Source organism: uncultured Chloroflexus sp., from assembly GCF_938091255.1.
Taxonomy (GTDB): Bacteria; Chloroflexota; Chloroflexia; order Chloroflexales; family Chloroflexaceae; genus Chloroflexus.
Window position 1 is genome coordinate 24,676 of the sequence record NZ_CALLJH010000049.1, and the last position, 25,237, is coordinate 49,912.

Here is a 25,237-nt window from a genome sequence, read left to right on the forward strand (position 1 = left end):
TGCGGCATTGTGAAGGAGTGTGATGTATGCTCAAACGAATTCTGCATGCCCTCGGCTTCATCGTTGCGAATGTGATCGTGATGATTATTCTGCACGGCAATTCTCGCCAGTTTTGGCCGAAGATTCCCTACTTGAGTTTGCGCAACGAAAGCACATTAGAACACACTCGGTTACTCTTCAATACACTTTTGGTCGTTACCATCGGGCAAGCGTTGATCGGCAAATTACCTCGTGAACGGTGGTTGCCGCGCGGGATTGTCTTGGCGGCGTTGCCCGCCTCGTTACCAGCGCTAATCTTCTTTGGGCGGCGGGTATTACGGTTAGAGGGCGATGCAAGCGAACGGTACAATCTCAGCTTAGTGCCACTGCTTCCGATTGCCGCCACCGTACTGGAAGAGGTGCTAGTCGATAAGCTCAATCCGTCTACTGCGGAACCACACGCGGATTACAGCCATCTGGTGTGAGCTACTGAGCGTTTAGCTGCCGAGATGCTGCCTTGTAAGGGCGGGTTCCAAACCCGCTCTTCCTGCTCCGCCATCCCTATCGCCACTCGGCAAACATCACATCGCTGCCGCGGGTCGGCACGCCGACGCCACCGCGCACCGGCGCACCTTGCTCGTCGCGCACCGTGAACGTCACCTCTTGGCGGGGGCGCAAACCGCAGACGCGCGCATTGCCTCCGGAGTCGAACGCACCGCTGAGGCGCAGACCGTCAATAGAAACGATCCAGCCCGCTGTATTAATCCCGCGAATCTGGATCAAGATGCAGCGCTGATCTTCATTCTCATTCAGTTTCACAAAGCGCAGCCGCGGCGGTTCCGGCGGCACGGTTGGGGTAGGCGGGGGTGGTACACCGGTATTGTCGATTAACCAGCGCTCGACATAACCGCTCAACCCAATCAGACGCGAGTCGGCGCTGGAGCGAATGCGCACCCGATACCAACCAGCCGGTTGTTCGCTCAAAATATCTACTTCGTCACCGTTGCGGATAGGCTCGGTCGCGGCGCTTTCAGGCGATGGTTCAACCCGAATTCGGGCAAAAGTACCTTGAGCATCTTCTTCAATCCGTCCGGTATAGCGATAATCGGGACGCACACCCGACACGACGCGCACGCTGCTATAGTCGCGCAGGGTGACGGCAGCGCCGGGAACCGGCGTGCCATTAAGTTCGAGGGTAAAGGGCGCCGAACCGGTGAGTGGAATGTTCAGGGTACTGATGCGCAAGCGCAATTCGCTATCACTCCTGCCGGCCATAATCTCGAGAGTGACCGGGTCATAGCCGGCGGCGCGCAGGGTTGCAGTGCGGACGGCGGATAGACCCGAACCTTGCACGGTAAACTCAAGTTGAGTCGCGCCGGTAAAGAGTTCGATGGGGAAAATGCGATCAACACGGAATGATTGGATCGGCATCGGCGATCTGGTTGGTGCAGGCGCAGGCGAAGGTGATGGAAGCGGGAGAGGACTCGCCGTAACCGTGGTCGGGTTAGCAATCACAGGCGTTGGCGTGGACGTTGCCACGCGGTTGAGGCCAATTGCTGCGAGCAACCCGAGCAAGATAATGGTAATGACGCCAATGGCTACCGGTGCCGACCAATTCAGATCGCGCTGGGGGGCTGGCGCAGCGCTGGTTTGGGCCAACTCGCGTTCGATGGTGTCGATCGTTTGCATCACCTCGCTCACCCGCGAGTCGCCTGAGGGTAGCCGGTCGAGCGCCGAACGGTAGACGTTCAACGCCTGCGCCAGTTGGCCGTGGGTGCGCAGCGCAGCGGCATCATTCATCAGGGGCGCGACCGGATCGGTCAGTGATGGGGCAATCATTGCTGGCGCTTGCGGTTCGGCAGTAGCCATAGCTGGTGAGGGTAACACCGCTTGCCACTCTTTGAGGGATGGGCAATTCATAGGGGTTGCGCTTTGCCAGAGCCGATCAAGCATTTGAGCAGGGCCAAGCCCCCAACGGCGGGCAAGCGCGTCGCGAAGGATATGGTAGCGTTCGGTTGGCTGCAGCAGATCAGCGGGAGTGAAGAAGCTATCCGTTGCAGCGGCAGCGCGCACGGCGTCGTCGCACCAGCCAAGCAATTCAAGGATCAGCAACGCGCCGCCGAAGCGGTCGGCTGACAATCCCTGCGCTGGAACCGGATGCTGGTACGGGCTGGTTGGCGTTGGCATAGCGAGGCGGAGCACGCCGATGCCATGCATTGTTTCAAGATCGACAAGTGCAACCGGTGCGGCTGCGCCGGGATCTATCAGGCCGGGGAGCATCACATGGGCTGATTGCAGATCGCTATGCACGAGGCCGCGTTGCTCGATCTCAACGAGCAGATTGGTCAGTGCTCGCGCTAGCGCCAGACTTTGGCTGGGGCTAAGCGGGCGACGGTGATGGATCAATTCTTGCCACGGCGGGCCATGCACCCACGGCATCAGGATGGCGTAATCGAGTTCGGGCCGCGTTGTCACCAAGGCCGGTTGGTTTGTGGCAGTGATGATCATGCGGCGTGCTGCTTGCAAGCCGGGAATAGTGCTCACGTGCTGCAACTGCTGCGCGTGTTGAATCAACGACGGCTCGCAAAGTTGGGTTTGCACTTTGAGCGCAACAAACCCCCCTGCCGTGCGCAATTGAACCACCCGGCTGCTTTGACCCTCTTGCACAAACGGGCGTCCGGGAATGGCCGGATGGGCACATACCTGATAGCTGATCCCGTCGATCACTAATTGCTCGTCAATCGCAGGTTGAAAGGGCATGGATGTAACCACACTCTGAGCGGCGGCAAGTGGTTGGCGCGGTGACTGGGTTGTTCGTAACTGCGCCATGGATGATACAATTTAGTATACCACCTTGCAATGTAAGCTTATGCGACGATTGCTGGTAGGGAGGTTTGCTGCCGTTATGCCAATGGCTCGGCTGCCGTTCTCGCCGACCAATCCAATGATCTGTCTTGTTTGTACTCAGGCGCCAGCCGCCGCTCGGCAGCGGTTGGTTCCAGCTATGCATAGGACGCATATCGACAATCCAGATTTGATCGGTCGACATGAGCTGCACCGGTGTGGTTATGCATCTCTGTTAAGCAAACGGTGAACAATTCTCAATTATTGAGGTCTTGACGAATTGCGTCACGAGGGGTAACCTATAATATGCACCCCTTGTTATCTATATCACAACCGGTAGATTAGTTTTGACATGCGTCGAGGAGGACTGTCGATGATCGACACTGCGCCCCCCGCCCCACCACGGGCGCCCCGTTCTAATCCAATTCGGGATCGCGTTACTTGGGAACAACAGCGCGCTGCTGCGCTGGCCGATCCCGGCGCCTTCCATGGCGCAATCGCTCGGACGTTGATCCACTGGTACGATCCGGCCCATCATTGTTGGATCCGCTTCAATGAGACGAGTCAGCGCTGGGAAGGGCTTGATGCGGCCACCGGTGCATCGGTCGAGGTGGATTATCCAGCCGACTATCAGCCATGGGAAAAGGCGTTTGATGATAGCGAAGCGCCCTTTTACCGCTGGTTCCTTGGCGGTTTGACTAATGCCTGTTTCAACGAAGTTGACCGCCACGTCATGATGGGCTACGGCGACGAGGTGGCCTTCTACTTCGAGGGTGATCGCTGGGATAGCTCGCTCAATGATGGTCGCGGCGGGCCAGTAGTGCAAGAGACGATCACCCGGCGGCGGTTGCTGGTCGAGGTGGTGAAGGCGGCGCAAGTGTTGCGCGATCTTGGCCTCAAGAAAGGTGACCGGATTGCGCTCAATATGCCGAATATTATGCCGCAGATCTATTATATCGAGGCGGCTAAGCGGTTGGGAATCATTTACACGCCAGTTTTCGGTGGCTTCTCTGACAAGACGCTGTCAGATCGCATCCATAATGCCGGCGCGCGGGTGGTGATTACCTCGGACGGCGCCTACCGCAATGCGCAAGTGGTGCCCTACAAAGAGGCTTATACCGATCAGGCGCTCGATAAATATGTGCCGGTGGAAACCGCGCGCCAGATTGTGACCGATACGCTAGCGACATTGCCGTTGACCGATGACCAGCGTCAGAAGATACTTGCCGAAGTTGATGCGGCGTTGGAGGGTGAGATCACCATCGAGCGATCGGACGTGATGCGTGGGGTCGGGGCGGCGCTGGCTCAGATGCGCGATCTGGATGCGGCCATCCAAGCCAATGTGCGCACAATCTTGGCGCAGGCGCTGGTGACAACGCCGCCGCGGGTTGAGGCAGTGATTGTGGTGCGCCACACCGGTCAAGATATTCTGTGGAATGAGGAACGCGATCGCTGGAGCCATGAGCTGCTGGATGCGGCCCTTGAGAAGATTTTGGCCAATGCGCGCGCTGCCGGTGTTGATGTCCATAGCGAAGCTGAGCTGTTCAGCCTATCCGATGAACAACTTATCCGCGCGCTCTATGCCAGCGTTCCCTGCGAGCCAGTCGATGCCGAGTATCCGATGTTTATCATTTATACTTCTGGCAGCACTGGCAAGCCCAAGGGTGTAATCCATGTTCACGGCGGGTATGTCGCCGGCATTTTGCACACCCTGCCGGTAAGCTTCGATGCCGAGCCGGGTGATACGATCTACGTCATTGCCGATCCGGGCTGGATTACTGGCCAGAGCTATATGCTCACCGCGACGATGGCTGGTCGCCTCACCGGCGTGATCGCCGAGGGGTCGCCGCTCTTCCCTTCATCGGGTCGCTTCGCCAGTATTATCGAGCGGTACAATGTGCAGATCTTCAAAGCCGGTGTCACGTTCCTGAAGACGGTGATGTCGAACCCGCAGAATATCGAAGACGTGCGGCTCTACGACATGTCAACTCTGCGGGTAGCCACCTTCTGCGCCGAGCCGGTTAGCCCGGCAGTGCAGCAGTTCGGGATGCAGATCATGACGCCGCAGTATATCAATTCGTACTGGGCGACCGAGCACGGCGGCATTGTTTGGACGCACTTCTACGGCAATAACGACTTCCCGCTCCGTCCTGATGCGCATACCTATCCCTTGCCGTGGATTGCCGGCGAGGTGTGGGTGGCCGAAACGGATGAGAGTGGCAATGTGCGTTATCGGGTGGCCGATTACGAAGAGAAGGGCGAGATCGTGATTACGGCGCCCTATCCGTACCTGACGCGCACAATCTGGGGTGATGTGCCCGGCTTTGAGGCCTATTTGCGCGGCGAGATCCCGCTGCGGGCGTGGAAGGGCGATGCCGAGCGGTTTGTGAAGACCTACTGGCGGCGCGGGCCGAACGGCGAGTGGGGCTACATTCAGGGCGACTTTGCCATGAAGTACCCTGACGGCAGCTTTACCCTCCATGGCCGCTCGGACGACGTGATCAACGTGTCGGGCCACCGCATGGGCACCGAAGAGATTGAGGGCGCGATCCTGCGCGATCGCCAGATAACACCCGACTCGCCGGTTGGCAACTGTATTGTGGTCGGCGCGCCGCACCGCGAGAAGGGTCTGACGCCGGTCGCCTTCATCCAGCCGGCGCCGGGCCGGCGACTAACCGCTGCCGATCGCCAGCGGCTCGATGAGATTGTGCGCACCGAGAAGGGGGCGGTGAGCGTGCCTGAAGATTACATCGAGGTCAGCGCCTTCCCCGAAACGCGCAGCGGCAAGTATATGCGCCGCTTCCTGCGCAATATGATGCTCGATGAACCGTTGGGTGACACCACGACGCTGCGTAATCCAGAGGTGCTGGAAGAGATCGCGGCCAAGATCGCCGAGTGGAAGCGCAAGCAGCGCATGGCCGAAGAGCAGCAGATCATCGAGCGCTACCGCTACTTCCGCATCGAGTACCATCCGCCTACAGCCAGCGCCGGTAAGCTGGCGGTGGTGACGGTGACTAACCCGCCGGTCAATGCGCTTAACGAGCGTGCACTCGATGAGCTGAATACGATTGTCGATCACCTCAGCCGGCGGAGTGATGTGGCGGCGGTTGTCTTTACCGGTCAAGGTGCGAAGAGCTTTGTGGCCGGTGCCGACATTCGCCAGTTGCTCGAAGAGATTCATACGGTCGAAGAGGCGATGGCGCTGCCAAACAACGCACACCTCGCCTTCCGCAAGATCGAGCGCATGAACAAGCCGTGCATCGCGGCGATCAACGGTGTGGCGCTCGGTGGCGGTCTGGAGTTTGCGATGGCCTGCCACTATCGGGTGGCCGATGTCTACGCTGAGTTTGGCCAGCCTGAGATCAATCTGCGCTTGCTGCCCGGTTATGGTGGCACGCAACGGCTGCCGCGCTTGCTCTATAAGCGCAATAATGGTACCGGTCTGTTACGCTCGTTAGAGATGATCTTGGGTGGGCGCAGCGTGCCGGCTGACGAGGCGCTCGAGTTGGGCTTGATCGATGCAATCGCGACCGGCGATTACGACGCGCTCGCGCTGGCGTGCGAGCTGGCCCGTGAGGCGATTGGTCCCGATGGCACGTTGCGCGAAGAGGCGGCAGTCACCAAGGCCTTCCGCCACCGTCACGAGCAGCTCGAAGAGTGGCGTAAGCCCAACCCGCACTTCGCTGATGACGAGCTGCGCTCGATCATTGCTCATCCGCGGGTTGAGCGCATTATCAAGCAGTCGCATATCGTTGGGCGTGACGCCGCCGTGCATCGCGCCCTTGATGCGATCCGCTACGGCTTCATCCATGGTTTCGAGGCCGGTCTTGAGCACGAGGCGAAGCTATTTGCCGAGGCAGTGGTTGATCCGAATGGTGGCAAGCGTGGGATCCGTGAGTTCCTCGATCGCCATAGCCCGCCGTTGCCCACACGCCGGCCATTGATCACTCCCGAACAGGAGCAACTCTTGCTAGAGCAGAAGGAGCTATTGCCGATCGGTTCGCCCTTCTTCCCCGGCGTCGATCGGATTCCGAAGTGGCAGTACGCGCAGGCTTTCATCCGCGATCCAGAGACCGGTGCGGCGATGCACGGCGACCCGATCGTGGCTGAGAAGCAGATTATCATTCCGGTCGAGCGGCCTCGGGCCAATCAGGCGCTCATCTACGTGCTGGCTTCGGAAGTCAACTTCAACGATATTTGGGCGATTACCGGCATTCCGGTGTCGCGGTTCGACGAACACGACCGTGACTGGCACGTGACCGGTTCGGGCGGGATCGGTTTGGTGGTGGCGCTCGGTGAAGAGGCGCGCCGCGAAGGCCGGCTGAAGATCGGCGATTTGGTCGCTATCTACTCTGGTCAGAACGATCTGCTCTCGCCGTTGGTGGGCCTTGATCCGATGGCAGTCGATTTCGTCATCCAAGGCAATGATACGCCTGATGGTTCACACCAGCAGTTTATGGTGGCGCAAGCGCCGCAGTGTATGCCGGTGTTACCAGATATGACCATCGAGGCGGCGGGTAGCTATATCCTCAATCTGGGCACGATCTATCGCGCGCTCTTTACCACGCTGCGGGTGCAACCCGGCCGCACGATTTTCATCGAGGGCGCGGCAACCGGTACCGGTCTCGATGCGGCCCGCACTGCGGCCCGCAACGGCCTCAATGTGATCGGTATGGTCAGCTCGGCTGACCGCGCAGCAACGGTGATCGGAGCAGGCGGCAAGGGGGCAATTAACCGCAAAGATCCGGCGATCGCCAATTGCTTCACCCGCGTGCCGGAAGACCCGTCTGAATGGGCGTCATGGGAGGCTGCCGGCCATCCGTTGCTCGAGATGTTCCGATCCCAGAACGATGGTCGCTTGGCCGATTACGTGGTCTCGCACGCTGGCGAGACGGCCTTCCCGCGCAGCTTCCAACTGCTCGGTGAGCCGCGTGATGGCCATATCCCAACCCTGACCTTCTACGGTGCGAGCAGCGGTTATCACTTCACCTTCATTGGCAAACCCGGCGCAGCTTCGCCGACCGAGATGCTGCGCCGGGCTGGGTTGCGCGCCGGTGAGGGGGTCTTGATCTACTACGGTGTGGGTAGCGATGATCTCATCGATAGCAGCGGCCTTGAAGCAATTGAGGCAGCACGGTTGATGGGGGCGCGGATTGTGGTGGTGACGGCTAGCGATGCGCAACGCGAGTTTGTGCTCTCGTTGGGCTTTGGTGCGGCATTGCGCGGCGTGGTCAGCATCGCCGATCTCAAGCGGCGCTTCGGCGATGATTTCGAGTGGCCGAAAACGATGCCGCCGCTACCCGATTCGCGCAAGGATCCGCAGGGTCTCAAAGAGGCGGTGCGTCGTTTCAATGACCTGACCTTCAAGCCGATCGGCAGTGCGGTTGGCGGCTTCTTGCGCACCCCTGATAACCCGCGCGGCTATCCCGACTTGATCATCGAGCGTGCCGGCCACGATGCGCTCGCGGTGAGCGCGATGCTGATCAAGCCCTTCACCGGACGGATCGTCTACTTCGAGGATATCGGCGGGCGGCGCTATTCGTTCTTCGCGCCGCAGATTTGGGTGCGCCAGCGCCGTATCTATATGCCGACGGCTCAGATCTTCGGTACGCACCTCTCGAACGCTTATGAGATTGTGCGGATGAACGAAGAGATCAGCGCCGGTCTGATCACGATCACCGAACCGGCAGTGGTGCCGTGGGAGCAGTTGCCCGAAGCGCATCAGGCGATGTGGGAGAACCGCCATACCGCGGCGACCTATGTCGTCAACCATGCCTTGCCGCGGCTTGGTATCAAGACCAAGGACGAGCTGTACGAGGCGTGGACATCGCGCGAGGAGTAGCGATGTTGGTGCGGGGGTGTAGGGGTAGTATGCACGCTGCCCCTACACCACTACCTTCCCTGCCGTGGCTGCCCTGATGGGCAGACCCGTTCGAGCCAGACGATCCCGCTGATGGCAATGACTAGCAGGCCGGCAAACACGAGGTAGGCCTCAAAGGGCCGCGCTTGAGTGACATAGACCCCTACCAACCCGCTTGCACCGGCCAGCAAATAACAAGTCAGTACCGATTCGCGCTTGGTCATTCCGAGCGCGTACAAGCGGTGGGAGAGGTGATCTTTGCCGGCAGTGGTGAAGGGGTTGACCCGCCGGCGGATCCGGGCCACGAAGACGAGCGCGAGATCAAAGAGCGGCAATCCTAGCACGCAGACCGGTACTAGCCACGTGACCAGCGGGGTATTGCTCAGAAAGCGTAGCTTGATCGCGAGCGCCGCCAACATAAAGCCGATAAACAGGCTGCCGGTATCACCCATAAAGATGCTAGCTGGGTTAAAGTTGTAGCGCAAAAAGCCGATGCAGGCCCCGATCAGCGCTGCCGACATCGCGCCGACCAACACCTGCCGCGGTTCATTCATTGCTGCTAGCAACAAGAAGAATGCGGCGGCGATCGTAGCTACCCCGCCGGATAGCCCATCCATATTGTCGAGAAAATTGATCGCGTTGGTGATGACAATCACCCATAGCAGGGTGATCGCCCAATTCAGCGCCGACCACGGTAAGAGTTGCACCTGCGTCCCGCCGAGCAGCAGAACGATAGCTGCCAGCGTTTGCCCAGCCAACTTGATCAGTGCCGGCATCCCCCAGCGGTCGTCAACCAACCCGAACAGCGACACAATTGTCGCGCCAAGCAAAATTCCAATCAATTCGCGAATATGGGCCTGATCGCCAAAAATGAGCAAGGCGGCGACGAACGCGGCATAGATCGCCGCCCCACCAAGCAACGGGATCGGCGTGGTGTGGTTGTCGCGAGCGCGGGGAATGGCAATCACACCACTGCGCAATGCCATGCGCCGCGCAATCGGTGTGGCGAGGATCGAGAAGGTGAGTGCAGCGATCAAGATGAGGGCGATGTTAGCCATAGCCTGTCGTTTCAATGCCAAGATGCAAAGCTGCCTATAGTCTTGGCGTTATTTGCGCGCCTGTTCAATCAAGGTCATCAACTGCTCGACCCGCGCCATCTCGTTGGTGCGCCCGCTAGTTTGCAAGACCGCCAGCAACCGGCGCGCTTCGGCGAGCGCCGCATCGTATTGCAGCGTTTCACTGAGGATCAGCGTGTATTGCTCGCTCAACGCAGCATTGTCGGGTTGAATAGCAACTGCACGTGCAAACGGTGCGACCGCGCCGGCCATATCCTCGGTCTGCACCGCTAGCCGGGCCACGGCGGCGTATAAGCCGGCAGCTTGCGCGGTAAGGGCAGGCAGATCGATGGCCCGTTCGGGCTTGCCTTGCACTTCGGCGAGGGCCTTTTCGGCCAGTTCAGCCTGCGCCGCAAAGGCGGTGCGGAGTTGACTGAGCAGATCGGGCCGACTGCTCAGCCCCCGTGCAATCCGATCAAGGTTTTCAACCATCTGCTGCGGCGCCTGTTCGATGGCTTTCAGGTAGAATGTCGTAGCTGCGTCGAGATCGCCGGTGCGGAAGCGCACCAAATCGCCGCGTCGGAGCGCCGTGTCACCAAAACGCGGATCAAGCCGGGCTGAGGTTTGCAATAACTCGTCAGCTTGTTGGAAGAAGGCGCCAGCTTGGACGGCATCGCCGCTCGTTGTTGCGTGCTCGGCCAGTTTCATCAACACACCGGCTCGTTCGTTTATGAGGGCTACATCTTGCGGTGCAATCTCGGCCACCCGTTCGTACCACTGGAGTGCCGTGTACAACCGTTGCACGTCACCCGTCCACCCATACCAGAAGGTGTTGATCCGACCTAGATTAGCGTAGTGATCTTTGTTGAGTGGGCTGAGCTGGTGAGCGCGTTGCAGAGCTGCTTCGGCATAGGCAATCAAACTGAGGGGGGCGGAGCGTTGGACGAAGGCGGAAACCGCTTCCACGCTATTAAGCCGCAGCAGTGCGTCGAGATCGGGTTTGCCGGCCTCGCCCATCGCTGCGCCTTGCCCGCGCAGGGTGTCAGCTAGATTCATCAGAGTGCGGGCCAAATGCAGGTAATAGAAATCTTCGCCGGGATTAGCCCGAATGGTGGCAATCGATTCGTTGAGCGCAACTAACAGTGCTCGCGCCGAGACTTGTCCCTGATCACTGTAGCTTTGCGCTTGCTGGAAACGCATATCGGCATAGACCGGCTGAATGTTCAGCCACCAGATCAAACCGGCAGCAACAAAGCCGATCAAGCCGGCAGTGCCGAGCATACCGGCAGCAGGCCGGCGCGTAGCGGGCCGGCGCGTGAGTGGACGTTGCTGGCCGCGCCGGGCCGGTTGACGTGCCGCCGTCTTGGTTGTGGCGACCGGCTCAGGCGCCGGGGCAGATTCTTGGCTGCACTCGACCCGTTCAGCCGCAATCGTGAGACCAAGCAGCAGCCAAAACATCATCAGCGTCGCCACAATTGGGATGCCGGTCAAACCCTCGACCAGATGGGCCGTGATCGCGCTCAGGATGGCGATGATAAGCAGATGGTGCCGCCAACTGGCCGGCTGGCGCAATTGGCGCAGGCAGAACCAAACAAAGCTGCCGATCAGCCAGAGATAAGCGGTTAGGCCGAGCAACCCTTTGGTCACAATTTCATCGAGAAAGGCCTGATGCGAGCGGTCGGGCGAAGCGCCGCGCGCTTCGACATTAGCCAGCGATGGCGGGTAGAAACGGTTGAAAGCGACAAACATGCTCTCTGGCCCCCAACCGATCAGTAATCGCAGCGGGTCGCTGGTGATAAGACCAATGGTTCCGCCAGCGTGCTCATCTCCCACCCAGATCAAGCGTCGCACCAACCCAGTGCCGCTCTCGACTTCCAACAGCCGGCCCATCCGGCCAAGGTACGGGACCTCGCGCAATTGGGTAAAGAAGGGCGCATCCGAGAGGTTAAACACAATCAGAAAGCCGCCGGTCGCCAGCGTGATCGCCACCCAAGCCGCCAGCGCCTGCGCTAGCAACCGGCTGCCGTGCCAATTGCCGCTCACATGTAGCCGCTTTCGCCCGTACCACAGCGTGAGTGATACGAACAAAAACAGACCTGCTCCCAGACCAATCCACGGCCCGCGGCTCTGGCTAAAAAAGATGGTGACGATGACAAGAGCGAGCACAATGGCGCTGGCCGCTGCCTTGAGCTGCCATCCCAACCGCGATGGCTCCGCCGGCGCTGGGCCGAACAGGGTTAACCCATAGCCGGCGAGCAGCGCGACCACTGCCAATCCCAACCACAGCCACCAATCGAGCGCATTAGCGGCAATGTCAGGAGTAGCGAACTGTTGCACGCCAGTGGTGGCATTGACGGCGAAGGCCAGCCCAAAACCGAGCAGATACGCGAAGGTGAGCAGGAGGGGCCAACGTGGCAGCGGCTGGCTGCGGTTGATAGTCAGCAACCACCAGAGCGCCGTCGCGCAGATTACTGCTCCCGGAAAGAGCCACCAGTAGCGGAAATCAATTGTGCGGATCGCGACGCTAAACTTCAAAATCGCGATAATCAGCAGCATGCCGGCCAGCCAGAGCAGGCCGCGCGCTATTGTCCAGCGCCATTCGGCAGACGGCTGCGAAGTGAGCGGCGCATTACGCGAGGCGGCTAGCGCCGCGAACAGCCGGTAAAGCGCCAGCGGCACGATCATGATGAGATACGCCGCTACAAAGATCGAATTGCCGAGCGTCGAAGCCACCCGCGCAATTACATCGCCGCGCCACGGCAGCGGGTCAAGCTGGTAGTGCTGCATGATGCCGTACACTGCCACCACCGCAGCGGCGGCGAGGCTCATCGTGATAAAACGTTCACGTTGGGCAGGGGTGCGCACAGTGAATGCCGCCAGCACGCCGAGCATAAGATAGGAGAGGTAGGTGTACAGTCCCTGCATCCGCTGGTATGACCCCCACAGGCTGGCGGCGGGAGTGATCGAGGTAACGGTCGTTAGGATAAAGACGGCAGTGTAGGCAACCGTAGGCCAGAAGAGCGGCATTGCGCGCAGCGCGGCCCACCATGAGCCGTTGGCTGATGGCTGATCTGAGGCGCGCTGGTTCAGCCAATCGAGCAGCCAGACGATGGCGGCAGCAACCCCGATCAGCGCCAGCGAACGCAGCGTTGCCGCTTTATCAGGTTCAAAATGGCGCGCGGAATAGAGGTTGAAGTAGATCGGTACCAGCGTCAGCGCCAGCAACCAGCTCGCCTCAACGATCCACGCGCTCCAGCGACTTAGCGAACTTTGGGGAGACATAGTGGCGACAACGGCCTCTCTATTAGGGCAGCCGATTGGCTGCCCTGCTCATCGGTTTATGAAGCTCGCTGAGGGGACGGCCCGTGGGTTGCCCCAGCCACCCCTCCTTTCCACGCCTGCGCCCGTTCCAAGATCTGACGGGCATTGGCCCGGCTATGGTCGTTGGGTATGCCGTCAAGCATAGCCGCAATCTCATCGATCCGTTGTTCGGGCGACAATGACTCAACGCTGGTGCGGGTGCGTCCAGCGACCACTTCTTTACGAATATGGTAATGGGCGTTAGCAAAAGCGGCGACTTGCGGCAGGTGGGTAATACACAACACCTGATGGCGCTGGCTGATTGCCCACAACTTTTGGCCGACCACATGCCCGGCGCGCCCGCCCACTCCAGCGTCAACCTCATCAAAAATCAGCGTCGGCACCTCATCAACCTGCGATAAAATCGATTTCAGCGCTAACAGCAAGCGCGCGCTCTCGCCGCCGGAAGCAATGCGGGCCAGCGGTTTCAATGGCTCGCCGGGGTTCGGTGAGATCAGAAACTCGACTCGATCGATGCCGGTACGATCGCAGGCCAGCCGGCGGCCATTGATTAGCGGGCCGTTCGGATCATCGGCGTGATCAATTTGGACAGCGAACTGCACATGTGGCATCGCCAAATCACGCATCGCCGCGCTGATTTGACGGCTCAACTCCTCACCGGCCTGCCGCCGCCGTTGCGACAGCTCAAGCGCGCGGCGGGCCAATTCAGCGAGCAGGTGTTGCTCTTGCGTCTCAAGGGCGGCGATCTGGGCGGTGCTGTTGCTCAACCGCTCGATCTCGGCCTCGGCGCTGGCGGCTCGCTCGATCAACGTTGCCACATCCACGCCATACTTGCGTTGCAGATCACGCAACACGGTGAGGCGATCTTCAATCGCATCGAGCCGGCGCGGATCAACGTCAAGATCGGCGCGATAGCGGCGCAACCCGATCACCAGCTCTTCGAGCTGGTAATGCAACTCGGTAGCCTGCTGGGCCAACGGCCCGGCTCGCTCATCGAAACGGGCCAGCTCGGTGAGCGCATCAGCCGCCAGTGACAGCAACTCAACTGCCGGTCGCTCGCCACGCCCTTCGGTGCCGGTGTACAGCGCCCGGTAAGCGTCATCAGCCAGCGTGGCGATGCGCGTTGCATTCTGCATAATCGAACGCTCGCGCAGCAACGCTTCCTCTTCACCCGGCTTGAGCTTCGCCGCCGCCACATCGGTGCGCAGCATTTCTAGTTCCTCAATCCGAGCCTGCCGGCGCGCCTCACCGGTGCGCAGATCGACCAACTGGGCTTGCACAACGCGCAGCGCGGCCAATTGTTCGGCTACTTGTTGGCGGAGCGGCAACAGATCGCCGAAGCGGTCGAGTAACTCAAGGTGGGTGCGCGGGTTGAAGAGTGATTGGCCCTCGTGCTGGCCATGAATATCAATTAAACGACTGCCGATTTCGCGCAGGGTGGCGCTGTTGACGGCTCGGCCATTGATGCGGGCGACGCTTCGTCCCGATTCAGCCGAAATCTCGCGGGCGAGGATGACCTGATCTTCATCTTCGTCCAGCAGATCGTGTTCGGTGAGCAGGGGGAGCAAGTGCGGGCAATCATCGAGACTAAAGACGCCCTCGATCCGGGCGCGAGTACAGCCAGCGCGCACAAAGGTGGGATCGACTCGTTCGCCGCGCAAGGTGCCGAGGGCATCAATAATGATCGACTTACCAGCGCCGGTTTCGCCGGTCAGCACGTTAAAGCCCTGCTCAAAGCGCAGATGCAGACGGTCAATAATGGCAAAATCCTGAATCTGCAACTCAAGTAGCATACGGCAGGCGCAGTACCCGTCTGAGCGTTTAACCACCGGAACGTGACGCAACAAATACTCGCATGGCATTGTACCACAACCGCCTTGCCCACCGGTTGTTGAAAAAGTAGTACAAAAGTTCTTGACAGTCCATCGTGGCTCTGGTATACTTTCGAACAAGTGAGCGGGCGAACTTTTGTTCTATTATGATACTGGCTATTTCGCGGAGGAGGGCTGCTATGGCAGTAACAAGTCGTGAAATCCGTTCACCGCGCCGGATGTCTACGATGGCCGTGCCGGCGCCAGCTCTCGGTACCACAGCATATATCGTGACTGGGTTGTTGGCAGTTCTGGCGCTTTATGTGCTGGTCAGCGCCGTCATTAGCTGGGGGCAAGTAGTGGTTGATGACTGGCGGTATGGGCGACCACGCACGTTCCATCTGACGGCGGATGTCGGTCGCGCCGAGGAGACCGTTAGGCCAACGCGCCTGATCGCGATGAATCTCGATCGGCAGGTGTTGATCCTCGAAATTCCCGGTGGTGACGTGAGCAAGACGCGCACGCTGATCGGGCCATACTTGGTAGGGGCGAACGAGGATTTGACGCCGATCACGATGCGCTTGGCCGATCTAAACGGCGATTCCTTGCCCGATCTAGTGGTTGGGATCAAGAACGAAGAGATTGTTTACCTGAATCGCGGTGACAGCTTTGGTCTCGTGACTGCCGAGGAGCGGCAGCAAATCGTGCGCCAGATGGGTCGTTAGAAAGCAAGGTTCTATGGCGGCTGGCAAACGTTGTCTTGTTCGACCACGAGCCGGTGATTGGCAGGTGGTTGGGGTAAACCAAGAAGGATTGGTTGCGGTTTGGGTGATTCATGCTGGTTATCAAGCTGTTGGCAGGCGCGCTCGCTTACGAGGCACGCAACGCAATCCTAAGGTGGCTTTTGGCAGATGTGCCCGCCGGTATCCGGCGGGCACGCTGGTTGTCGTAGAGAATGGCCGCTAAAAACGTAACGCACGTTTGGGTGGATGAAGCACTGGATAGGTGCGTTCCTCCTAATGGGAACGCGTTGGTATTTGGTGGTTGAGAGGTGGACAGAAATCGATTGTAACTATTGATTGATCGCTGTGCAATGCCTCAACGCTTGGCGCTGCGCACCCCTCGCCCGCCCCAGAGGAGAGGGCTGATAGAACGTATGGTTGAGCACAGCCGCTTACTTCTACGCAGAGAACCCGGCCCGGAAGGGCCTCGCTCGGCTGACAAAGCCTGCTGTGCAAGCTGCTGACCCTCATCCCCCTCAGGGCGGGCGAGGGGGAGCTACGAGATGGCAGGCACGGCATTGCGGGCGTGGAACACAGGAGATCGCCTAGGCCGCTGTGTAGGGAACCCGGCCCTGAAGTTGGTTTGCGTAACAATCGAAAAAACCCGTCGCGCTGCACCGTTGGGCAGAGAACCCGGCCCGGAAGGACCTCGCTCGGCTGACAAAGCCTGCTGTGCAAGCTGCTGACCCTCACCCCCTCAGGGCGGGCGAGGGGGAGCTACGAGATGGCAGGCACGGCATTGCGGGCGTGGAACACAGGAGCCTCGCTAGCACCAGTGGGAGAAGGGCAGGAATTGAGGATGAACCGCCTCATCTCAAAGCCATCCCCTACATCTACACTCGTGTGTTCTGTCGGCTCTTGAATATTCGTTGGAAAGGACGGTCATGTGGTTGTTGCTTGTAGCTCCACCTTCGACCCGGCAAAGTTTCGCGTGTAGACGTAGAACTACCGCAGTGGGAGATATGGAATGCGGCATCTCTACTGCCATATAGCAGTTACCACGAAATGGTGAAAGAGTTTCTGCTCAATACATGCCAACATACTGGCATATAGCTGTATCGCTATTCGTCACTCCTTGTTACTCCCGGCACCTCGCAGATCAAATCCGGTCCGTACAATCCTGCCGGGGTATGAAAGCCGGCGGTTGTGTGGCCGTTCAAGACCCGCTGCACAATCAGCAGCGCCGTCTGCACGGTGAGCGTATAGCCCTCTGGACAGGTCAAACGGCTGGTTGCGCACCGTCCCGTCGTATCGGTGACTTCCCCCACGATGATGCTTCGCCCAGTAGCGCGGGTGGTGGCATCGGGTCCGTGCAATGTCCGTGCTAGCAAGTGGCGCAATCCTGCTCGTATTGTTGGTAGCTGCACGATTGGCAGGAGCTGCCGAGCTAAGCTGAACCAACGCTGTGCGCGGCGTGGGATCGCTACGAAGGTCTTGATGTTGGGAATGCCGGTGGTGTAGTAGGCAGTGGCGACATCACCCCACGGAATGCTCACGCACGGCTGAGGCCCCCGCCCAAAATCGAACATGCGCACCTCGTGCAATGGCGGTGTGATAATGAGCTGGCCGTTGCGCCGCTCACAACCGCGAGTGGTCATAGTCAACATCGTGATCGCAGTGCCGCGCGAGATACTGCCAAAGGTGCGAAACGCCAGCGCCAACGACGTCGCCTCCGGCAACCGGCGGGCAAGGTGAGCGGCCAGACAATCGGATGGCACAACATCAAAACCAACTCCCGGCATCAACATCACTCCCGTTCGTCGGGCAGCGGCATCTTGCTTGGCTGCGGCCTCAAAGACGCTAATCTCGCCAGTGATGTCAAGGTAGTGAACTCCCGTCTGTAGGCATGCCTCAACCATCGGCGCACTGGTCTCTTGGAAAGGACCGGCGCAGTGTAGTACCACTTGCGCGCCTTGCAACGCTTGGTGTAACCCCTCTCGATCCTCAAGCCGGCAAATGGTGAATGGCAAACCTAACGTGTTGGCCAACGTCCTAATTGCAGCCGCATTACGCCCAGCCAACCGCGGTCGTAGACCGGCTGCTACTGCCGCGCGGGCAATCAGTTCGCCAGTGTAGCCGTTCGCACCGTAAATGATCCAGTCATTCATTAGGCATGGTTTCTTTCGTAAACGAGCAAAGCCTAGGTTGTGGTAGACAATCCGTTGCTCATACTTGTCTTCTGCTATGCGTTCTCATCATACACCACGGAATAGCTGCCAAAACGTACAAAAGCCGCAAAAATCTGCTGGTCACCTTCTGCATTAGTGGTAACCAAGCCTGCGGAGCGGGCTTCGCACCCATCGCTCGACCCTTTAGGGCCGGGGATATTGCGGGCGGCGTGGGGCTTGGAATTGTCACAGAAACACACAAAAGTCTCCAAAATCTTGACGTTTCCTCTTTGCGTCATGTGTGTCTTTTCGTGGCTATTCCCACATCAGGCCTGCCATCATAGGAAAGACTTGCAATCCATTGTAGGCATTCCGATGTATCATAACCTCTGCGAGCTGCGATAATGACCGATCGCTACCATCCGTTGCCTTGAACGAGAGATTCCTATGCCTACCGACCTCTGTTTACAACCGGCGACCGCCATTGCCCGTTTGATCCGCCAGCGTGCCATCTCGGCCAGCGAAGTGCTTGCGGCTCATTTAGTTCGGATCGAAGCGCTCAATCCATTGGTGAATGCGATTGTCACGCTCGATGTGGAAGGTGCGCGTGATCGCGCTCGTGCCATTGATCAGGCGCTAGCGCGCGGTGAGGATCCCGGCCCGTTGGCTGGCTTGCCGGTGGCGCACAAAGATCTGGCCGAAACCAAAGGCATGCGTACCACCTATGGCTCGCCGATCTTTGCCGATTTTGTGCCCGACTTCGACGCTCTGATCGTTGCTCGCCTCAAAGCTGCCGGGGCCGTGACTATCGGCAAGACCAACACTCCCGAATTTGGCGCTGGTTCGCAGACCTTTAACCCAATTTTTGGCCCCACCCGCAATCCCTACGACCTAAGCAAAACCTGCGGTGGCAGTAGTGGCGGGGCGGCCGTGGCATTGGCATGCGGGATGATCCCGATTGCCGATGGGAGCGATTTGGGCGGCTCGCTGCGCAATCCAGCCGGTTATTGTAACGTGGTCGGTTTTCGCACCTCACCCGGTCGCGTGCCGGTTTGGCCGGATCCCACCCCATACTTGCCATTCGCGATCGATGGCCCAATGGCGCGCACGGTGGCCGATATTGCCCTGATCTTGCAAGCCATTGCCGGGCCTGATCCACGCGCGCCGCTCTCGATCAGCGAGCCGGCCAGCATCTTTGCCCAACCGCTTGAATGCGATCTGCGCGGTGTGCGGGTGGCGTGGAGTCCGGATCTAGGTGGTTTGCCGGTTGATTCGCGGGTGAGCGACGTGATTGCCGCGCAACGGGCCGTGTTCGAGCAGCTCGGTTGCATTGTGGAAGAGGCGACTCCTGATCTCAGCGACGCCGACGAGATCTTTCAGGTCATGCGCGCCTTTCGCTACGAACTTGCACTCGGTGAGCTGCTCGATCGCGAACGCGCTCGTATGAAAGATACGGTGGTTTGGAACATCGAGGCCGGGCGAGCGTTGAGCGGGCCGCAGGTTGGGCGTGCAATGCGCTTACACGCGGCGTTGCTAGCACGCCTGCACGAGTTTATGCAGACCTATGAATTCATTATCGCGCCGGTGAGCCAAGTGCCGCCATTCCCGGTCGACCAACCGTATATTACCGAGATCAATGGCATACCGATGCGCAACTATATCGAATGGATGCGCTCGTGCTACTACATCTCGGTCTGTAATACGCCGGCAATCGCCGTGCCAGCCGGCTTCACCCCTGACGGATTACCGGTCGGGTTGCAGATCATCGGCCGTCCGCGTGCCGATGTCAGAGTCTTACAACTAGCTTACGCCTATGAGCAGGCGACGCAACACTGGCGGCGCCATCCGCAACTGGCGACGGCGTGAAAGCGACAGTGCTATAATGCAGACGTGCAAACGAGATCACTGCCAGCCGTAATACCATCAACGCTGGGGCGACCCCACATCATCTTCTTCTGTGAGCTTGAGGGGCCGGCCCTGCTTGAGTTACTCGCCACACCGGGGTTGCTCGACTTTCTCGCCGCCGGTGAGTACGGCGTTGCTGTCGCCCTGCACAATCTCTCGGCAGAGACGGCGCAAGCAATTGCCACCCTCAACCAACACCGGATCCCGGTGATTGCATGGTTGCTATTGCCGGCGGAAGAAGGGTTCTGGTTTAACCTCCAGAACTATCCGCAAGCGATTGAGCGCTACCGTGCCGCGCGGCAATGGGCGATCGCGCACAAGCTGCACTTTCAGGCGATTGGGCTTGATATTGAGCCTCCGCTAGGGGAAGTGATTGCCAGCCGGCGACGTGGCATTCGTGACATTGCTCGCCGGATCTGGCTCGCCCACGAAAATGTCTTGTACGAGAGCGCGCGGGCCGCTTACATTGATTTGATCGCCGAAATGCACCACGACGGCTACGAGGTGCATACCTACCAGTTGCCCTTGATCATCGATGATCGGCGTGCTGCGACTACAACCATTCAACGCGCACTCGATATTGTCGATCTCCCGGCTGACGTAGAGGTGTTGCTCTGCTTTAGCAGTATTCCGATCGAAAAATTGGGTAACGATCTCGGCGGCGCACTGATCGACAGTTACGGCCCGGCGGCTGATGCGATCGGGGTCGGTTGTATTGTCGGCAGCGCCGTGCGATCAAGCAGCGCCGAAGATTTGCCTCCACTCACGTGGGACGCGCTCGAACGTGATTTGCAACTCGCCGCACATTACACCGATACCCTTTACCTCTTTTCACTTGAAGGGTGTGTGGAACGCGGCTTATTGCCGCGTCTCAACCAGATTGATTGGACGGCAACGCCACGCCCTGACCTTGCTAAGCGGCTAGTAATTCAGAGTTTGCGAACCGTACTACTCATCGTAATGCTTATCATGCGGTTTAGCCGTCCGCTACTGGCATGGTCGGGCTGGATTGTTGCCGCTGTCTTGTTCTTCCGTTTACGCCAACACAAACGCTATGACAACCACCGAACTCACTGAGGTAGAAGCGGCGCTGCGCGCCGAGATGGTTCTATGCGGTCGTTTATTGTACGAGCGCGGGTTGATCGTTGCCGGCGACGGCAATCTCTCGGCGCGGTTGCCCGATGGGACGATCCTGATGACGCCGGCAGGTTTGGCGAAGGGGATGTTATCCGTTGACGATGTCGTTGTAGTTGATCTTGATGGCCACTTGATTCGGGGTGCGCCGGGCCGCCAACCATCGTCCGAGCGCTATCTGCACCTCTTCGTCTATCGCCAGCGGCCCGACGTGATGGCGTGCGTCCATGCCCATCCGCCAACGGCAGTGGGGGCGACGTTAGCCGGAGTCAACTTAGCGGAACCATTGTTGCCAGAGGCGTTGATCGCCTTAGGGCCAATTCCAACCGCACCCTACGCCCTGACCGGCACTCCTGAAATGGGCGCGGCGATTGCGCCGTTTGTCGCCGATCACGAGGCCATCTTGCTGGCCTACCATGGCGCCTTGACCTACGGTGCCACGTTGATGCAGGCGTTTCACCGCATGGAACAAATTGAACACTGCGCGCGCACCTTGCTGGCGGCCCATCTCTTTGGCGGCGCGCGCCCGTTGCCGCCCGAACGGCTCGCCGAACTAGCCGAGGTGCGGCGCGCGTTTCGGGCCGCTGGACGCATTTAGAGGGGGCACCAATGAAGCTTTCTCCAGCGAAAGTTGAGCAACTTGCGACGATGCTGGTCGATGTGTTGGCCGAGACGGATGGGGTGCTGTTTCAAGCTGGCGATCCAGAACTGCGGGCTGCCATTGTCGATATTATGACTGATGAACTTCAGGTGGAAGATCGCCTGAATGCCGAGGTGCATCAGATGTTGCAGGCGTACAAATATGAGATTACGCACGAACGGCTCGATTACGACACGCTCTTTCGCCGTTTGCGCCAGCGCCTGATCGCTGAACGAAAGATTGTGCTCTAGACCAAGGTTGCCATGTGAAGCAATGGCTTGTCGATCTCCTTATTGCTGATCGGCGTGAACAGACCACAGCGGCAACTGATTTGGCGCTGGCAGGAGCAGCGCTGATTGCGATACAACGCTTACGCGGCGTTGCAGGTTGGCGCCGGCGCATCTGGCAAGTCGCTTTTGCCCTCTTGGCCGCCAGCAGTGCGCTGGGGGCTATTGTGCATGGGTTGCGCCTCTCACCCTCAACCCGTGAGCGTTTGTGGCAACCGCTGAACGTATTGCTGGCACTCATCATTGCTCTTTTCACGACCGCTGCGTTCAGCGATCGCTGGGGAGAACGAACCGGGCAGTGCGTTTTGCCAGTGCTAGCCCTAATCGCTCCCGGTTTTACGTGGCTCAGCCGGCGGGTGCAGCGGGGTTTTCTCGCGTTTATTATCTACGAATTGGTAGCGATGGTCAGTGCATTGGCTATCTATGCCGATTTGGCCCGTCGTCGCCAATTGCCCGGTGCTGATCGGATCATGCTGGGGATTTTAGTCACGATCGCTGCCGCTGGTATTCAGACCAGTTCGCTTGAAGTCGTGATTGGCGAGATACCATTCGATCACAACGGCCTGTTTCATCTGGTCCAGTTGGCAGCCTTGCCATTGTTGGTCGAAGGTGTACGGAAATCGCTATGACGGGTTTCATTCGTTCACTCGGTTTTGTTGTCTTGCTTGCTCTCGTAACGGCGTGTGGCAACAGCGTGACACCGTTGCGCGAAACGAAAATCGTTGATGGCTTGTCAATCACTCTCGACACGCCCGACCGGGCCAAGATGAATACGGCGGTCGATTTTGTGGTTTTGCTCACTGACGCGCAGGGCAATCCGGTTAATGACGCCAACGTGTATCTCGATCTCGATATGCCGGAGATGCCAATGGGGGTGACGCGACCGGTCGCCTTGCCAGACGGGCCGGGGCGTTATTGGACGCGCACAGCGTACACTATGGAAGGCTGGTGGGAAATTACCGTTGTGGTGGAACGAGCCGAAACCACGTATCGAGCCACGTTTCGTCGTGATGTCTTGCAATAGAGGAGAACGTTTGTTATGCACTCGCGTCTTATTTTGGCGATGGTGTTGCTCGTGGCCGTTTTCATCTCAGGCTGTGGCCGCCAAGTAGCGTCACCTCAAGCCGAGGCGGCGCCAATTGCACCAGTGATTGCCGCATCAGAATTGGTGGTTGGTCTTAACCGGCTGCCGTTTGGCTTATTACAGGGTGGTGTGCCGCTCAACGATCCAAATCTTTCACTTGATGTAACATTATACTACGTTGGCCCCGGCGGTGATCGCACCCAGCCGGTCACAACGGCCAAGGCCGTCTATCGAGGTCAAGGGCTGCCGGTCGGTCTCTACGTTGCTTACGCCAATCTCGATCGGGCTGGCGGTTGGGAAGCCGAAATTGTCATTCCGCAGGCAGGTGGTACGCAGAAGAGTCGCATTCGGCTCGATGTAAGCGAGCGCGCCTTTGCGCCCATGGTCGGTGATAAAGCCATCCCGTCACGCAATCTGACCGCGGCTGATGTGCCTGCGCTCGATCAGTTAACCTCAGACCCGCGGCCTGATCCTGATTTCTACCGGCTGACCATTGCTGATGCTATAGCGAGCGGCAAGCCATTCGTGGTGACGTTCTCAACGCCAAGTTTCTGCCAAACAGCGGTTTGCGCACCGAATATGAGTGTTTTGAAGCAACTCAAGAGCGAATTTGGCGATCGGGTCAACTTCATTCACGTTGAGGTGTACCCCTATCCATTCGGCGAGTCGTTTCAACAGGCCAAGCTCGTGCCGGCGATGCAAGAGTGGAATCTCCGCACCGAGCCGTGGACATTCCTTGTCGATGGCAACGGTGTAATCCAAGCGCGCTACGAAGGTGGGATTACCTTCGACGAGCTACGACCGGCGATTGCCCAACTTGCGGCTGGCCAATCGGTTAACCCGATGCCGTAGATCAGGTTTCGATCGCCAACGCCACGCTTACTGGCCCGTCTTGCGCTGCTTCTTGCGGGGTCAAGACGGGCGAAACACATGCGTCGAGCGGCGCGAAGATTGCCATCCATTCAGTGAGTGAGCGCTGGCGAAAAGCCGCCGCTAGCGCAGTGGTGAGTATCGGCTGAGCAGCAGGGTCGTACTGTAATGGAACGAGATCGGGCCGGTTGAGCGCCGTGCAGACCCGTTGCCAGAAATGGGTTTCGAGTGCAGCGACAGCGAGAAAGCGGCCATCAGCCGTCTGATACAGACGGTAACAAGCGAGACCACCGCTAAGCGTATCATCAGCCGCCAACCCAGCGATCGCGAGCGCCAATGCTGGTGTATTGAGCCAACGCGCAGCGGCAAGCATTGAGGTTTCGATGCGACCGCCTTGGCCGGTCGTAGTACGGGCGAGCAAGCCGGCCAAGACGGCGCTGGCGGCCATCAAGCCGCTCACCATATCAGCGGCGTGAACACCGGGTACGCGCGGTGGCGGCTCGCCAGCAGCGAGCAACCCGCTTAACGCTTGTGCGTTCAAATCGTGCAACGCCTCGGCGCGGCGCGTATGGGTTGCCGGCGCACCGCCAATGGCTACTATCAGCAACCGCGGATTAGCCTGTAACAACACGTCATCAGACAGACCGAGCCGGCCAAGCGCACCCGGGCGCAAGCCATCGATCAGCACATCAGCCGACCGTACCAAATCGTGCAAGACTGCTTGATCGTTTGCTTGGCGCAGATTCAGCACCCGGCATTGCTTGGCGTGATTAAGCAGCGAAAAGAGCGGATTTTCACCAGTCTGATCGAGTGGAGGTAGGGTGCGCATCGGGTCTCCGCCGGGACGTTCAATCTTGATCACCGTTGCCCCTAACTTGGCAAGGATTGCGGCACAAAGTGGCCCCGGGATATAGCTGGCGATTTCAACTACCGACACGCTGCGCAACGCTTGCGAAAGGTTCAGCATAGCTCCTCACTACTCGTCGTTCTGATCAATGCCTCATAAATCGTAACACAGCTAGCGCGCACGGTTCGTTGTGAAAGTGGTGAAAAATTCACAAAATTGCTCTTGCTTCAAAAAATTGATTTAAGGCTTCCTCAAGGGCAGAAATGCGAAATTTTGTACCCTCTTGACAACCTACGACCAGCGTGCTATACTACGCGGGCTGGAACGAACGAGGTCTCACTCGCGAGCAGCGAGGCAGACCAAACAAGTGGAGAGCAAACTCGAGCGAAACGCGCTGAAGACAATTCAGAGACGTCGCCAAGAAAATTCAGTACGCTGAGTTTTCTTGGTTTTGTTTTCTCCCTCGTTCCGCAGAAGCACCTTCACAACTGAATGACGAGTGAACCAGAGATAAACGCCATGTCAATTCGGTGACGGGAAACAGCGCAAGCTGTGGCTCAGCACCAATCATGTAGAGTTTGATCCTGGCTCAGGACGAACGCTGGCGGCGTGCCTAATGCATGCAAGTCGAACGCAGCGGCCCTGTGCCGGCTGCGTGGCGAACGGCTGAGGAACACGTGGGTTACCACCCCCGGAGTGGGGGATACCCC

The 25,237-nt window shown here is 58.9% G+C and carries 16 protein-coding genes and 1 rRNA gene; 11 read left to right on the forward strand and 6 right to left on the reverse strand.

Annotated elements, in window-relative coordinates:
- Positions 1–26: 26 nt before the first annotated feature.
- On the forward strand, positions 27–464 hold the full coding sequence (locus Q1A00_RS15525) for a hypothetical protein (RefSeq protein ID WP_298482352.1): 438 nt from the start codon (positions 27–29) through the stop codon (positions 462–464).
- A gap of 76 nt (positions 465–540) precedes the next feature.
- Here Q1A00_RS15525 and Q1A00_RS15530 read toward each other — a convergent pair whose 3' ends face one another.
- Positions 541–2,739, reverse strand: coding sequence for a serine/threonine protein phosphatase (locus Q1A00_RS15530; protein ID WP_298482354.1), 2,199 nt, complete (start codon positions 2,737–2,739; stop codon positions 541–543).
- A 457-nt stretch (positions 2,740–3,196) separates the two neighbouring features.
- Here Q1A00_RS15530 and pcs point away from each other — a divergent pair, with 457 nt between their 5' ends.
- Entirely contained in the window at positions 3,197–8,665 is a 5,469-nt protein-coding gene (gene pcs / locus Q1A00_RS15535) for a propionyl-CoA synthase subunit Pcs (RefSeq protein WP_299757696.1), read from the forward strand.
- 50 nt (positions 8,666–8,715) lie between these two features.
- Here pcs and Q1A00_RS15540 read toward each other — a convergent pair whose 3' ends face one another.
- From Q1A00_RS15540 to recN, 3 genes are read right to left on the reverse strand one after another with little or no spacing between them, the layout of a single operon-like run.
- The gene (locus tag Q1A00_RS15540; RefSeq protein WP_298482357.1) at positions 8,716–9,741 is read right to left on the reverse strand and encodes an MraY family glycosyltransferase; all 1,026 of its coding nucleotides are present in this window, start codon (positions 9,739–9,741) and stop codon (positions 8,716–8,718) included.
- Between the two features lie 48 nt (positions 9,742–9,789).
- Entirely contained in the window at positions 9,790–13,020 is a 3,231-nt protein-coding gene (locus tag Q1A00_RS15545; protein ID WP_299643367.1) for a hypothetical protein, read from the reverse strand.
- A gap of 56 nt (positions 13,021–13,076) precedes the next feature.
- The gene (gene recN / locus Q1A00_RS15550) at positions 13,077–14,852 is read right to left on the reverse strand and encodes a DNA repair protein RecN (RefSeq protein WP_298482361.1); all 1,776 of its coding nucleotides are present in this window, start codon (positions 14,850–14,852) and stop codon (positions 13,077–13,079) included.
- Positions 14,853–15,070: 218 nt separating this feature from the next.
- On the opposite strand from recN, the gene Q1A00_RS15555 reads away from it, so the two are divergent.
- A complete protein-coding gene (locus Q1A00_RS15555; protein WP_298482363.1) occupies positions 15,071–15,595 on the forward strand; it encodes a hypothetical protein in 525 nt (174 codons plus the stop codon).
- A 1,118-nt stretch (positions 15,596–16,713) separates the two neighbouring features.
- On the opposite strand, the gene Q1A00_RS15560 is transcribed toward Q1A00_RS15555, so the two are convergent.
- On the reverse strand, positions 16,714–17,760 hold the full coding sequence (locus Q1A00_RS15560; protein WP_298482365.1) for a trans-acting enoyl reductase family protein: 1,047 nt from the start codon (positions 17,758–17,760) through the stop codon (positions 16,714–16,716).
- 447 nt (positions 17,761–18,207) lie between these two features.
- Here Q1A00_RS15560 and Q1A00_RS15565 point away from each other — a divergent pair, with 447 nt between their 5' ends.
- The 7 genes from Q1A00_RS15565 to Q1A00_RS15595 are packed head-to-tail and all read left to right on the forward strand — an operon-like array spanning position 18,208 to position 23,662.
- Positions 18,208–19,626 carry an amidase gene (locus tag Q1A00_RS15565; protein WP_299757700.1) on the forward strand — a complete coding sequence of 473 codons (1,419 nt, stop codon included), beginning with the start codon at positions 18,208–18,210 and terminating at the stop codon, positions 19,624–19,626.
- Between the two features lie 24 nt (positions 19,627–19,650).
- Positions 19,651–20,742: a hypothetical protein gene (locus Q1A00_RS15570; RefSeq protein ID WP_299757702.1), complete on the forward strand. Its 1,092-nt coding sequence runs from the start codon at positions 19,651–19,653 to the stop codon at positions 20,740–20,742.
- The gene (locus tag Q1A00_RS15575) at positions 20,720–21,397 is read left to right on the forward strand and encodes a class II aldolase/adducin family protein (protein WP_298482370.1); all 678 of its coding nucleotides are present in this window, start codon (positions 20,720–20,722) and stop codon (positions 21,395–21,397) included. The genes Q1A00_RS15570 and Q1A00_RS15575 overlap by 23 nt, the downstream gene beginning before the upstream one ends.
- A gap of 11 nt (positions 21,398–21,408) precedes the next feature.
- Entirely contained in the window at positions 21,409–21,690 is a 282-nt protein-coding gene (locus Q1A00_RS15580) for a DUF507 family protein (RefSeq protein WP_298482373.1), read from the forward strand.
- Between the two features lie 14 nt (positions 21,691–21,704).
- On the forward strand, positions 21,705–22,355 hold the full coding sequence (locus tag Q1A00_RS15585; protein WP_298482375.1) for a hypothetical protein: 651 nt from the start codon (positions 21,705–21,707) through the stop codon (positions 22,353–22,355).
- Positions 22,352–22,750, forward strand: a complete 399-nt coding sequence (locus Q1A00_RS15590) for a FixH family protein (protein WP_298482377.1) — start codon at positions 22,352–22,354, stop codon at positions 22,748–22,750. Before Q1A00_RS15585 ends, Q1A00_RS15590 begins: the two co-directional genes overlap by 4 nt.
- Positions 22,751–22,765: 15 nt before the next feature.
- On the forward strand, positions 22,766–23,662 hold the full coding sequence (locus Q1A00_RS15595; RefSeq protein ID WP_298482379.1) for a thioredoxin family protein: 897 nt from the start codon (positions 22,766–22,768) through the stop codon (positions 23,660–23,662).
- A gap of 1 nt (position 23,663) precedes the next feature.
- Here Q1A00_RS15595 and Q1A00_RS15600 read toward each other — a convergent pair whose 3' ends face one another.
- Complete coding sequence (locus Q1A00_RS15600) at positions 23,664–24,647, reverse strand: CaiB/BaiF CoA-transferase family protein (RefSeq protein WP_298482381.1); 984 nt, start codon at positions 24,645–24,647, stop codon at positions 23,664–23,666.
- Between the two features lie 446 nt (positions 24,648–25,093).
- Here Q1A00_RS15600 and Q1A00_RS15605 point away from each other — a divergent pair.
- A 16S ribosomal RNA gene (locus Q1A00_RS15605) occupies positions 25,094–25,237 on the forward strand; the annotation flags it as partial.